The 13764-nt window shown below is 69.7% G+C and carries 5 protein-coding genes and 1 tRNA gene; 1 reads left to right on the forward strand and 5 read right to left on the reverse strand.

Annotated elements, in window-relative coordinates; translation table 11 throughout:
• Nucleotides 1-109: 109 nt before the first annotated feature.
• From ACN6LM_RS24395 to ACN6LM_RS24410, 4 genes are all read right to left on the reverse strand, one after another.
• Nucleotides 110-913, reverse strand: a complete 804-nt coding sequence (locus ACN6LM_RS24395; RefSeq protein ID WP_445067508.1) for a helix-turn-helix domain-containing protein — start codon at nucleotides 911-913, stop codon at nucleotides 110-112.
• 201 nt (nucleotides 914-1114) lie between these two features.
• Nucleotides 1115-3862: a DNA translocase FtsK gene (locus ACN6LM_RS24400; RefSeq protein WP_445067509.1), complete on the reverse strand. Its 2748-nt coding sequence runs from the start codon at nucleotides 3860-3862 to the stop codon at nucleotides 1115-1117.
• Nucleotides 3863-4047: 185 nt separating this feature from the next.
• Nucleotides 4048-4725, reverse strand: a complete 678-nt coding sequence (locus tag ACN6LM_RS24405; protein WP_445067510.1) for a response regulator — start codon at nucleotides 4723-4725, stop codon at nucleotides 4048-4050.
• 245 nt (nucleotides 4726-4970) lie between these two features.
• Nucleotides 4971-10394, reverse strand: coding sequence for a HAMP domain-containing protein (locus ACN6LM_RS24410; protein ID WP_445067511.1), 5424 nt, complete (start codon nucleotides 10392-10394; stop codon nucleotides 4971-4973).
• Nucleotides 10395-10805: 411 nt separating this feature from the next.
• Here ACN6LM_RS24410 and ACN6LM_RS24415 point away from each other — a divergent pair, with 411 nt between their 5' ends.
• Nucleotides 10806-13412, forward strand: coding sequence for a SpoIIE family protein phosphatase (locus tag ACN6LM_RS24415; protein ID WP_445067512.1), 2607 nt, complete (start codon nucleotides 10806-10808; stop codon nucleotides 13410-13412).
• Nucleotides 13413-13470: 58 nt separating this feature from the next.
• Here ACN6LM_RS24415 and ACN6LM_RS24420 read toward each other — a convergent pair.
• Nucleotides 13471-13543, reverse strand: a tRNA-Thr gene (locus ACN6LM_RS24420).
• Nucleotides 13544-13764: the final 221 nt, after the last annotated feature.

The raw sequence follows: 13764 nt of genomic DNA on the forward strand, positions 1-13764 counted from the left end.
CACCGGCCCCGGCGCGGAGGGTTGTGCCGTTACCCACGGTGACAAAGACGGCGAGCGCCCGGCACGGTGGCCGGGCGCTCGCCGCGCCGCGATGTCTGCGGGTGACCGGTCAGCCGACCTCGGGGTCACCCTTGGTGTACGAAAGGCGTTCGACCTGTCCGGGCTTGAACTCGTCCTCGACCTTCTTCCCGTTCACGAAGAGCTCGATCGAGCCCGCGTTGCCGAGGATGAGGTCGACGCGCTCCTTGTCCTGGAAGGTCTTCGACTGGCCCTGCTGGAGGGTGCCGTCGAAGAGGGACCGGCCGTTGTGGTCCTTGGCGGAGATCCAGCTCTTGCCCTGGGTGGCGCTGAGCTTGACGGTGACCTTGTCCTGGGGCGCCGCGGCGATGGCGCTCTCGGACGGGGCCGGCTTGGGGTCGGCGGGCTTGCTGGCGGAGGGCTTCGGGGCGATCTTGTCGGAGGTCGGGCCCTCGGCGACGCGGCCGGCGGTCGAGGGACCGTCGTCGCCGCCCTTGAAGAACGTGAAGCCGACGAAGCCGACCACGGCGACGATCGCCGCGACCATGGCCGCGGTCCAGTTGGGCCTGCGGGGTTCGGAGCGGATGCGCTCGGCCTCGAACAGCGGCGCCGCCGGCGTGGGCGCGGGACGGCCGCCGTGCTCGGCGTCGTACTGCGCGATCAGCGGTTCCGGATCGGTGCCGACGGCACGGGCGAGCGTACGGATGTGGCCGCGGGCGTACACGTCGCCGCCGCAGCGGGAGAAGTCGTCCTGCTCGATCGCGTGCACGATGGGGATGCGCACCCGGGTGGACGTGCTGACCTCTTCGACCGTGAGACCTGCGGCGAGACGAGCCTGCTGGAGCACTCGGCCGATCGAAGGCCGGTCGTCTTCGGGGGAGTTGCCGATGGACACGGGGGCGCCTTTCGAGCGTGAGCCACCTGCTGGGTGTTCAGTCTAGGGGGGGTACGAAAGGGTGGGGCAACCGGGCGGGTGGACTTTGTACGCCATCAGATTCGAACAGAGCCGGTTTTGCCGGGACGCCCCGGGGAAGGACGTTCCGTCCTTCCCTTCAACTTGACGCACGGCCCGGCGAAACGGTTGCCCGGAAAACTCTTACGAAGCGGTTTCCCCACGAATCTGTGCCAACACCCCGTCGAGCTCGTCGGGTTTCACCAGGACGTCGCGCGCCTTGGAGCCCTCGCTCGGTCCGACGATGTTGCGCGACTCCATCAGGTCCATCAGACGCCCGGCCTTGGCGAAGCCGACCCGCAGCTTGCGCTGGAGCATCGAGGTCGACCCGAACTGGGTGGAGACGACCAGCTCGGCGGCCTGGCACAGCAGGTCGAGGTCGTCGCCGATGTCCTCGTCGATCTCCTTCTTCTGCTTCGTTCCGACCACCACGTCGTCGCGGAAGACCGGGGCCATCTGGTCCTTGCAGTGCTGGACGACCGCCGCGACCTCGTCCTCCGTGACGAAGGCGCCCTGCATACGGGTCGGCTTGTTCGCGCCCATCGGCAGGAACAGACCGTCACCCTTTCCGATGAGTTTCTCGGCGCCGGGCTGGTCCAGGATGACGCGGCTGTCGGCGAGCGAGGACGTGGCGAAGGCCAGCCGCGAGGGGACGTTCGCCTTGATCAGACCGGTGACGACATCCACCGAGGGGCGCTGTGTGGCGAGCACCAGGTGGATGCCGGCGGCGCGGGCCAGCTGGGTGATGCGGACGATCGAGTCCTCGACGTCGCGCGGGGCGACCATCATCAGGTCGGCCAGCTCGTCGACGATCACCAGCAGGTACGGATAGGGCGCGAGCTCCCGTTCGCTGCCCTCCGGCGTCTTGAGCTTGCCGGTGCGCACGGCGTGGTTGAAGTCGTCGATGTGCCGGTAGCCGAACGCCGCGAGGTCGTCGTAGCGCAGATCCATCTCCCGTACGACCCACTGGAGTGCCTCGGCGGCCTTCTTGGGGTTGGTGATGATCGGCGTGATCAGGTGCGGAATGCCTTCGTACGCGGTGAGCTCGACCCGCTTCGGGTCGACCAGGACCATCCGGACGTCCTCCGGCGTGGCCCGCACCATGATCGAGGTGATCAGGCAGTTGATGCAGGACGACTTGCCGGAGCCGGTCGCACCGGCCACCAGGACGTGCGGCATCTTCGCGAGGTTGGCCATCTCATAGCCGCCCTCCACGTTCTTGCCGAGCGCGACGAGCATGGGGTGGTCGTCCTCGGCCGCGTCCGCCAGCCGCAGTACGTCGCCGAGGTTGACCATCTCCCGGTCGGAGTTGGGGATCTCGATGCCGACCGCGGACTTACCCGGAATCGGCGAGATGATGCGGACGTCGGGGCTGGCGACGGCGTACGCGATGTTCTTGGTGAGCGCCGTGATCCGCTCGACCTTCACGGCCGGGCCGAGCTCCACCTCGTACCGCGTCACCGTCGGCCCGCGGGTGAAGCCGGTCACGGCGGCGTCCACCTTGAACTCGGTGAACACGTTGGTCAGCGAGGCGACGATCGCGTCGTTGGCGGCGCTCCGCGTCTTGCCGGGACCGCCGCGCTCCAGCAGGTCGAGCGAGGGCAGCGAGTACGTGATGTCGCCGGAGAGCTGGAGCTGTTCCGCCCGGGCCGGCAGCGACTGGGGCTCGGAGGGCTCGGGGGCCGGCTTGGTCAGATCGGGAACACCGGCCCCGGGCGTGGCTTCCGCCCGCTTCCCGGCCGGCTCCGCCTCCCTGGCACCGGGCACCGGCGTGCCCGCCCGCTCGCGCTCCACCGAGACGCCCTGGGTCAGGTCGGCGACGACCGGCGAGGGCGGCATCCCGTTGAGCACGGCCCCGTCGAGCGCGGCGGCAGCGGCGGCCGCGACGTCCACCGCGTCCATCGTGCGGTTCATCGCGGGCTGCACCGAGGGCCTGCGCGGCCTGCGGCGCTTGGACAGCGCCTCGGACTCCGCGAGGTCCGGCTCGTACGCGTCGGGCGCCTGGGAGCGGCGGGAGCGGGGCGGCAGCGCCTCGCGCCACTGCTCGTCGTACCGCTCGTCGTCGCCCTCCGGCGCCCCTGGGTCGTACGCCGGCTCCACGATGCCCAGCTTGACGCCGAGCAGCCGCAGCCGCTGCGGGATGGCGTTCACCGGGGTCGCCGTGACGACCAGCAGCCCGAAGACGGTGAGCAGCAGGAGCAGCGGCACGGCCAGCACCTCGCCCATGGCGAAGATCAGCGGCTTGGAGGCGGCCCAGCCGATGAGGCCGCCCGCGTCCTGCATGGCCTCGGTCCCCTTGTCGCGCCCCGGCGAACCGCACGCGATGTGGACCTGTCCGAGCACGCCGATGACCAGGGCGGAGAGGCCGATGACGATGCGGCCGTTGGCCTCGGGCCGCTGGGGATACAGGATCAGCCGCACCGCGATGACGCCCAGCAGTATCGGCACGAGCAGGTCGAGCCGGCCGAACGCCCCGGTGACGAGCATCTCCACGAGGTCGCCCACCGGACCGCGCAGGTTCGACCAGGTGCCCGCGGCGACGATCAGCGCGAGGCCGAGCAGCAGCAGCGCGACGCCGTCCTTGCGGTGGGCGGGGTCGAGACCCTTGGCGCCGCGCCCTATGCCGCGGAACATCGCGCCGACGCCGTGGGCCGCGCCGAGCCAGAGCGCCCGCGCCAGCCGGTACACGCCGTTCGTGGGCGAGGGCGCCGGACGCGGCGGGGCAGCCTTCTTCGCCGCGGTCCTCTTGGCCGGCGCCCTCTTCGCGGGCGCCTTCTTCGCTGCGGTCTTCTTGGCGGGCGCGGCTTTCTTCGCCGGACCCGGGCCACCGCCGACGCGCTTCGCGGTGCCCGCCGTGCCCTGGGAACCCTTGCCGGACGTACGTGAGGCCATGGTGCCGAGGTTACCGGTGTCTACGCCCGTGAACAGGTGGGCGTACCGGTTCACCCGTCCGTGTCGCCGCGCGCGGGCCGGAAACTGACGCGCCCTCACCGGCGAGCGCACCCCGACACCCCTCAGCCGCCACCCAGTTGCCCGGGCACACCCGAAGACGGCCCGCCCGCAAGGCGGGTACGCCGTTACGAGGGGAGAACCCCCGAAGCCCCGCCGGTACCCGGCTCCAGCGCGTCGAGCGCGCGGCGCAGACCGGTCAGCTTCCGTTCGAGATGGGCGGCCGTCGCCACCGCGCCCGCGTCGGCGGACTCGTCGTCAAGCTGCTTCGACAGCGCCTCCGCCTGCTCTTCGACGGCCGCGAGCCGCGCGGAGAGCTCGGCCAGCAGACCGGCGGGCTCCCTGTCCTGCTGGGCGCTCGCCCGGCCGCCGCCCTCCAGCTGGAGCCGCAGCAGCGCCGCCTGCTCGCGCAGCTGGCAGTTCTTCATGTACAGCTCCACGAAGACCGAGACCTTGGCGCGCAGCACCCACGGGTCGAACGGCTTCGAGATGTAGTCCACCGCGCCGGCCGCGTAACCCCGGAAGGTGTGGTGCGGGCCGTGATTGATCGCGGTGAGGAAGATGATCGGGATGTCCCGGGTCCGTTCCCGCCGCTTGATGTGCGCGGCGGTTTCGAAACCGTCCATGCCCGGCATCTGGACGTCCAGCAGAATGACCGCGAAGTCGTCCGTGAGCAGCGCTTTGAGCGCCTCCTCCCCTGACGATGCCCGAACCAGTGTCTGATCGAGCGCAGAGAGGATGGCCTCCAGCGCCAGCAGATTCTCCGGCCGGTCATCGACCAGGAGGATCTTGGCCTTCTGCACCATGGCCCGCCCTCCTCGCCCTGGAATTGCACCGGGCGCCGCCCCGGGGGGCGACTCCCTTACGCCGCCCGTCCTTGTGCCGGTCATGGTAGCCGCACCCCGGCGGTCACCACACCCTGTCACCGTGATGTCACTGTGCACGTACCGGAAACGTGGCGGGGGACCAGAAGGTTCCCCGCAATCCGCGTTCCCACACTCCTTCGGACACCACCGGTCAACAAAACTTCATGGATTCTCTCAGTGAGTGCTCACTCTCCGCGCATCCACCCCTCCATGACCGAAAGAAGATGGTCGGGATCGACCGGCTTGGTGACATAGTCGGACGCACCCGATTCGAGCGCCTTCTCCTTGTCGCCCTTCATCGCCTTGGCGGTCAGCGCCACGATCGGCAGCTCGGCGAACTGCGGCATCCTGCGGATCGCCGAGGTCGTCGCGTACCCGTCCATCTCCGGCATCATGATGTCCATCAGTACGACCGTCACATCGTCGTGCTGCTCCAGGACTTCGATGCCCTCGCGCCCGTTCTCGGCGTACAGGACCGTCAGTCCGTGCTGCTCCAGCACGCTGGTCAGCGCGAAGACGTTACGGATGTCGTCGTCGACGATCAGCACCTTCTCGCCGCTGAACCGGAACGTCCTGCGGGTCTCCGGCTCCTCCTGGCCGCCCACGGCCCATGACTCCGGCTCGGCGGCCGGAGCCGGCTGCGCGACGGGGGCGGACACCGGACGCGGCGGCAGTGCGGGCTGCTGCTGCGCGCCCCCGAGGGCCTTGCGCCGGCGGCGCGGGGCGGCCTGGGCGGGGTCCGGCACGTACACCTGTCCGGGCTCCGGCGCCCGGCCGCCCTCGATCACGCCGGTCGGGCCGTCGGCCTGCCCCGGAGCGAGTTGCGGGTAGCCCTGCGGCGGGAGTTCGCTCGGGTGCAGCGGCAGGTACAGCGTGAACGTGGAACCGCGGCCCGGCTCGCTCGCCGCGTGGATCTCGCCGCCCAGCAGCCGCGCGATCTCGCGGCTGATGGACAGGCCGAGGCCCGTGCCCCCGTACTTGCGGCTGGTCGTCCCGTCCGCCTGTTTGAACGCCTCGAAGATGACCCGCATCTTGCTGGCCGCGATCCCGATGCCGGTGTCGGTCACCGAGAAGGCGATCAGCTCGCCGTTCGCGTCCCGCAGCGAACCGGCCTCCAGCAACTGCTCGCGGATGGCGTCCGGCACCTCCTGGCCGGCGTGCCTGATCACCAGCTCGACGGCCCCGCTGTCGGTGAACTTCACCGCGTTGGACAGCAGGTTGCGCAACACCTGGAGGAGCCGCTGCTCGTCCGTGTGCAGCGTTGCCGGCAGCTCCGGCGACACCCGTACGGAGAAATCCAGCCCCTTTTCCGCGGTGAGCGGCCGGAAGGTCGCCTCCACGTAATCGACCAGCTGCACCAGGGCGATCCGCGTCGGACTCACGTCCATCTTGCCCGCCTCGACCTTCGACAGGTCGAGGATGTCGTTGATCAGCTGGAGCAGGTCGGATCCGGCTCCGTGGATCGTCTCGGCGAATTCCACCTGCTTCGGCGAGAGATTGCCCTCGGCGTTGTCCGCGAGCAGCTTGGCCAGAATGAGCAGCGAGTTGAGAGGCGTACGCAGCTCGTGCGACATGTTCGCCAGGAACTCGGACTTGTAGCGCATCGAAACGGCGAGCTGTTCGGCGCGCTCCTCCAGGACCTGCCGCGCCTCCTCGATCTCGGTGTTCTTGACCTCGATGTCGCGGTTCTGCCTGGCCAGCAGCTCGGCCTTCTCCTCCAGTTCGGCGTTGGACGCCTGGAGGGCCTTCTGCCGGTTCTCCAGTTCCTGCGAGCGGTCCCGCAATTGCTCGGTGAGCTCCTGCGACTGTTCGAGCAGCTTCTCGGTCGTCGTGTTGACGCTGATCGTGTTGACGCTCGTGGCGATCATTTCCGCGAGCTGGTTCAGGAAGTCCCGCTGAATGTGCGTGAACGGCTGGAACGAGGCCAGTTCGATGACCCCGAGAACCTTGCCCTCGAAGAGCACCGGAAGCACGATCACATGCGCGGGCGGCGCCTCACCGAGCCCGGAGGAGATCTTCAGGTATCCCGGCGGCACGTTGTCCACCTGGATCGTCCGCTTCTCCTCGGCGGCCGTGCCGATGAGCGTCTCGCCCGGACGGAAGGACGTCGGCATGGAGCCGGCGGAGTAGCCGTAGCTTCCCCGCATGCGCAGCTCGTACGCCCCCTCGGCCTCGGCGCCCAGCGCGTCGGTCTCACCGGTGGGCGTGGCCAGGAAGAACGCGCCGTGCTGGGCGGAGACCACGGGGGTCAGCTCGCTCATGATGAGCGAGGCCACGTCGTCCAGGTCGCGGCGCCCCTGCATCAGACCGGAGATGCGGGCCAGATTGCCCTTCAGCCAGTCCTGCTCCTTGTTCGTGGCGGTGGTGTCGCGCAGGTTCGCGATCATCGTGTTGATGTTGTCCTGGAGGGCCTGGATCTCGCCCGCCGCGTCCACGTCGATCTTCAGGTTGAGGTCGCCGCGCGTCACCGCCGTCGCCACGGCAGCGATCGCCCGCACCTGACGGGTCAGGTTCCCGGCCATCTCGTTCACCGATTCGGTGAGGTCGCGCCAGGTGCCGTCCACGTCGCGCACCCGCGCCTGGCCGCCGAGCTGGCCCTCGGTACCCACCTCGCGGGCGACCCGGGTCACCTGCTCGGCGAACGAGGACAGCTGGTCGACCATCGTGTTGATGGTGTTCTTCAGCTGCTGGATCTCGCCGCGCGCATCGATGTCGATCTTCTTGGTCAGGTCGCCCTTGGCGATGGCCGTCGTGACGGCGGCGATCTGGCGCACCTGGCCCGTCAGGTTGGACGCCATCGAGTTCACGGACTCGGTGAGGTCCTTCCACGTACCGGAGACGCCCGGGACGCGCGCCTGGCCGCCCAGCTCGCCCTCCGTACCCACCTCGCGGGCGACCCGGGTCACCTCGTCCGCGAACGAGGACAGCGTGGTCACCATCGTGTTGACGGTGTCGGCCAGCTCGGCGACCTCGCCGCGCGCCTCGACGGTGACCTTCTTCGTCAGGTCGCCGTTGGCGACGGCGGACGAGACGCGGGAGATGTTGCGCACCTGACTGGTCAGGTTGTTGGCGATCTGGTTGACGTTGTCGCTGAGGTCCTTCCAGATGCCCGTCGCCCCGCGCACCCGCGCCTGGCCGCCGAGGATGCCCTCGGTGCCCACCTCGCGGGCCACCCGGGTCACCTCGGAGGAGAACGACGACAACTGGTCGACCATCGTGTTGACCGTCGTCACCAGTTCGAGGATCTCGCCCTTGGCATCGACGGTGATCTTCTTGGAGAGATCACCGTTGGCGACCGCCGTCGTCACCTCGGCGATGTTGCGCACCTGAATGGTGAGGTTGTTGGCCATGCCGTTGACGGACTGCGTGAGGTCCTTCCACGTACCGGAGACCCCCTGCACCTCGGCCTGGCCACCCAGCATTCCCTCGGTGCCCACCTCGCGGGCCACCCGCGTCACCTGCTCCGCGAAGTTCGAGAGCTGGTCGACCATCGTGTTGAGGGTGTTCTTCAGCTCCAGGATCTCGCCGCGCGCGTCCACATCGATCTTCTGCGACAGGTCACCGCGCGCCACCGCCGTGGCGACCTGCGCGATGTTACGGACCTGAGCGGTCAGGTTCCCCGCCATTCCGTTCACGGAATCGGTCAGGTCACGCCACACACCAGCCACGCCGGGCACCTGCGCCTGGCCGCCGAGGCGCCCGTCCGTACCCACCTCGCGGGCGACCCTGGTCACCTGCTCGGCGAAGGCCGAGAGCTGGTCGACCATCGTGTTGATGGTGTTCTTCAGCTCCAGGATCTCGCCGCGCGCGTCCACGTCGATCTTCTGAGAAAGATCGCCTCGCGCCACCGCGGTCGTGACCTGCGCGATCTGGCGCACCTGGGAGGTGAGGTTCCCCGCCATGAAGTTGACGGAGTCGGTGAGTTCCTTCCACGTACCGGAGACGCCGTCGACCCGCGCCTGACCGCCGAGGCGGCCCTCGGTACCCACGTCACGGGCCATCCGCGTGACCTGATCGGCGAACGAGGAGAGCTGCGCCACCATCGTGTTGACGGTGTTCTTCAGCTCCAGCATCTCGCCCGCGACGTCGACGGTGACCTTCTGCGACAGGTCGCCGTTGGCGACGGCCGTCGTCACCTGCGCGATGTCACGCACCTGCCCGGTCAGGTTGCGGAAGGCCGTGTTCACGGAGTCGGTGAGGTCCTTCCAGGTCCCGGCGGCGCCCGGCACCTCGGCCTGCCCGCCGAGCCGGCCCTCGACGCCGACCTCCCGGGCCACCCGGGTCACCTCCGAACCGAAGGACTGAAGCTGGTCGACCATCGTGTTGACGGTGTTCTTCAGCTCCAGCATCTCGCCGGCCACGTCGACGGTGACCTTCTGCGTCATGTCACCGCTGGCCACCGCCGTGGTCACCTGGGCGATGTCGCGCACCTGTGTCGTCAGGTTCCGGAAGACCGTGTTCACCGAGTCGGTGAGGTCCTTCCAGGTCCCGGCGGCGCCCGGCACCTGCGCCTGGCCGCCGAGCACACCCTGCCCGCCGACCTCGCTGGCCACGCGGGTGACCTCGTCCGCGAAGGTGCGCAGCGTCTCGGTCATCTGGTTGATCGTCTCGGCGAGCTGGGCAACCTCGCCGCGCGCGCTGACCTGGACCTTCTGCGACAGGTCACCGTTGGCGACCGCCGTCGTCACCTCCGCGATGCCGCGCACCTGGGAGGTGAGGTTGCCGGCCATCGTGTTGACGGAGTCCGTCAGGTCCTTCCACACCCCGGCGACCCCGGGCACCACGGCCTGGCCGCCCAGCTCGCCCTCCGTGCCGACCTCGCGGGCGACCCGGGTCACCTCGGAGGAGAACGAGGACAGCTGGTCGACCATCGTGTTGACGGTGTTCTTCAGCTGGAGCATCTCACCGGCCACATGGACGGTGACCTTCCGCGACAGATCGCCCTTGGCCACCGCCGTCGTCACCAGGGCGATGTCGCGCACCTGTGCGGTCAGCCGGTACGCCATGGTGTTGACCGAGTCCGTGAGGTCCTTCCACGACCCGGACATCCCGCGCACCTGCGCCTGGCCGCCGAGCTTGCCCTCGGTCCCCACCTCGACCGCGACCCGCGTCACCTGCTCGGTGAACGCCGACAGCTGGTCGACCAGGTTGTTGACGGTGCGCGCGACCTTCAGGAACTCGCCGCGCAGCGGCCGTACCGTGTCGTCCGCCGTATGGGAGCGCAGCTCCATCCGCTGTTCGAGATCACCGTCGGCCACCGCCGACAGCACCCGCCCCACCTCGGATACCGGACGGGCGAGATCGTCCACCAGCTCGTTCGAGGCGTCGATCGCGGCGGCCCAGGAACCCTCGCAGGCACCCGTCTCCAGGCGTTCGGTGAGCTTGCCCTCCCGTCCGACCACGCGCCGCACCCGCGCCAGCTCACCGGTGAGGTGCACATTGCGGTCGGCGACCTCGTTGAAGACCGCGGCGAGTTCCGCCATCACGCCGTCACCGGAGACCGTGACGCGCCTGCGGAAGTTGCCGTCGCGCATGGCGACCAGACCGGCCAGCAGTCTGTGCAGCGCCGCAGCGTCCACCTCGACGGTTCCATTGCGCTGCTTCTTCACGGACTGACCGCCCTTACTGCGCGCACCTGAACCCCGCGCCGCCACGTCAGACTCCACCGTGTCCCTCCCGCAGGGGTTGACCATCTAGCTAGGACCTCGTCCGAGAGCTTGCCCAGAACTTCCATGGCTCACCGCCACAGCCCACCGTCGACGGGTGACCATGCGGACGTCAAATCGTTGAAACGTACCAGGCGGGAACCGGTCGGGGTGGAACCTCCCATGGTTGTCCCACATCCCTCCGGAGGGAAGCCCATGCTGTCCGGTCATCCGTCCGTTCCCGCCCGGGTCTGTCCGAAGTCCGCCCTCGTGTATCCGGTGCCCGGGGGGAGCGTCTAGCCTGGCAGGCGAATCGAAGCGGCGAGAAACGGGCACGGACTCGGGGAAGCGACGAGACACCATATGGGGAGTGCTGTGATCACGGCGCGTGCGGCTGCCACCTTCGACCCGGTGGCGCGCTCCGTCGCGACGGCCCGTGCCTTTGTCCGCGACACGCTCCAGGGCTGGGGATACACCGACGTCGTCGACGACGCCGTCGTCCTGACCAGTGAGCTCGTCACCAATGCCGTGATCCACGCCGGCACCGCCGCGGACGTGCTGTGTCTGCGCACGGAGGACGGCGTCCGGGTGGAGATCGCAGACCATTACCCGGAACGGGAGATCCCGCTCCGGACGACGGGACTCGATCTCGGCAGCCTCGACAGCGAGAACGGCCGCGGTCTGCTGCTGTGCGCGGCTCTCGCTTCCCGCTGGGGCGTCGAGTACTCCCCCACGCGCAAACACGTCTGGTTCCAGCTCGACCTCCCGGACCGCCCGGTCGGCGTCCGCTCGGCCGGTCCGCTGCTGCCCGTGGGCCTGCTCCCGGTCACCGACGAACGCGTCAGGGTCGCCGTCGTCCAGATCGACAGCGAGGGCGCCGTCGCCGCGTGGAACGACGACGCGGCGTACCTCTTCGGCTACACGGCGGAGCAGGTCACCGGCAAGCAACTCGCCGACTTCACCGCCTGGCCGCAGACCCCCGGCACCAACACCGGCATCGCGGACGCCCTGCGTCTCTCCCGCTGGGAGGGCAGCTACGGCATCCGGGGCGCCGACGGCCGCACCATCCCGGTCTACGGATCCCACCTGCGTGTCCGGGACCCTCAGGGCGAACCGTCCACGGTCTGCCTGCTGGTGCGCGACTACGAGCGCGCGGTTCTCCAGACCCCCGCGCGCACCCCGGTCTCCGACACCGCCGAGAGCCGCAAGACGGACCCCTTCGAGGTCTTCATCGGCTCCCCCGCCCCCGACGATCTCGACGGCCTGCTCCAGCGCACCGTCGAGCGGGCGCGCGACATGCTCGACGCCGACGCCGCCTTCCTCCTGCTCGCCACGGACGACGAGACCGAGCTGGAGGTGCGGGCCACGACCGGCCTGCCCTCCGCCCGTCAGCGCTTCGCCCGCGTTCCCGTCGAGGCCGGCACCGGCCGGTACGGCTCCGCCCGGATGCCCGCCGTCCACGAGGACCTGGACGCCGTCCCCGGCGCGGTCCCGCTGCTCGGCAACACCGGCATGCGCTCGGTGGTCACGGTCCCGCTGAAGGTCGAGGGGCGCCTCACGGGCTCCCTGGGCGTCGCGGCCGAGGGAGCCGGCCGCTATTCCAACGAGGAAGCGCTGCGTCTGCAGTTCGCCGCGGACCGGATCGCCCTCGCGGTCGAGTCGGCGCGCCTGGGCGAGCTGGAGCGGCTGCGCCGTGGCTCGCTCTCCTTCCTCGTCGAGGCGTCGGACCTGCTGGCGGGCACCCTGGACCGGGACCAGACGCTGGCCCTGATGGCCCAGATGACGGTCCCGACGCTGGCGACGTGGTGCGCCGTCTACACGATCGCCGACCCGGCGTCGGACCCGGAGCTCTCCTACGTGCTGCACGAGGACGAGGAACGCATCGACGGACTCAAGAGCCTGCTCACCAGGATCTCCCCGCCGGAGCCCGTACGGACCCCCGGGGCGCGGGTGTGGGCCGCTCCGTCTCAGGCTGCCCACGAGGCGGCGCTGCGGACCTCGATGCGGAGTATCGGCATCGGCGAGCCGGGCGGCCTCGGCTCGACCACGCGTACGACGCTGGCGACCGCGGCGGCGGTGGGCGGCGAGACCGTCGTCCTCCCCCTGGTCGCCCGTAACCGCGTCATCGGCATGCTGACGCTCGGCAAGCCGTCCGACGACCACTTCCGCCAGGAGATCCTGGAGCTGGCCGAGGACCTGTCCCGCCGGGCCGCCCTGGCCCTGGACAACGCCCGCCTCTACTCGGAGCGCACGGCGATCAGCCAGTCCCTTCAGCGCAGCCTCCTCCCGCCGGGCCTCCCCGCCGTGCCCAACGTCGAGGTGGACGTCATCTACCGCGCGGCCGGCGAGGGCAACGAGGTCGGCGGCGACTTCTACGACGTGTTCCCGATCCGGGACGGCGCGTACGGGTTCGCCATCGGCGACGTGTGCGGTACGGGGCCGGAGGCGGCGGCCGTGACGGGCCTCGCACGCCACGCCCTGCGCCTGCTGGCCCGGGAGGGCTTCGGCGGCCCTGCGGTCCTGGAGCGGCTCAACGCCGCGATCCTCGACGAGGGGACCCGCAGCCGCTTCCTCACGCTGCTCTACGGCGAGCTGTGGCCGCAGGAGGACGGCAGCGCGCTCCTGAAGGTCGTGTGCGCGGGACACCCGCTGCCGCTGCGTCTGCGCCAGGACGGCTCGGTGGAGCCGGCGGCGGACCCGCAGCCGCTGCTGGGCGTCATGGAGGACCTGGAGCTGTACGAGCAGACGTTCACGCTGGAGCCGGGCGATGTCCTGCTGTGCGTGACGGACGGTGTGACGGAACGCCGTGAGGGTACACGGATGCTCGGCGACGACGGCCTGGCGGACGTGCTCGCCCACTGCACAGGGCTTACGGCGGGCGCGGTGGCCGCACGCATCCTCCGGGCCGTCGAGCGCTTCGCCGCCGAGCCGCCCTCGGACGACATGGCCATTCTGACCATGAGGGTCCCGGAACCTCACTAGCCAGGTCCCCGGACATGAAGAAAGGCCCCGCCGGATGGCGGGGCCTTTCTTTCTTCTGAGCCCCAATGCGGAATCGAACCGCAGACCTTCTCCTTACCATGGAGACGCTCTACCGACTGAGCTATTGGGGCCTTGCTGCCCTGCGGCAACGAGCTAAAGCATACCCTGATCCAGGGGTTATGCAAAACCGCCCGGGCCAATCGGGCCGGCACTCGGGCCGGCGGCTACGGACCGGTTGTGCGTCCCTGGCCTAAAACGCAGAAAAGCCCCGTGCCATCGGCACGGGGCTTCCCCACAATGATTGTTCGGCGGCGTCCTACTCTCCCACAGGGTCCCCCCTGCAGTACCATCG

Source organism: Streptomyces sp. SAS_281 (genome assembly GCF_052542855.1).

Coding starts and splice junctions, on each gene's coding strand:
- ACN6LM_RS24400 (WP_445067509.1), bottom strand. CDS start 3,862: ATGGCCTCACGTACGTCCGGCAAGGGTTCCCAGGGCACGGCGGGCACC.
- ACN6LM_RS24405 (WP_445067510.1), bottom strand. CDS start 4,725: ATGGTGCAGAAGGCCAAGATCCTCCTGGTCGATGACCGGCCGGAGAAT.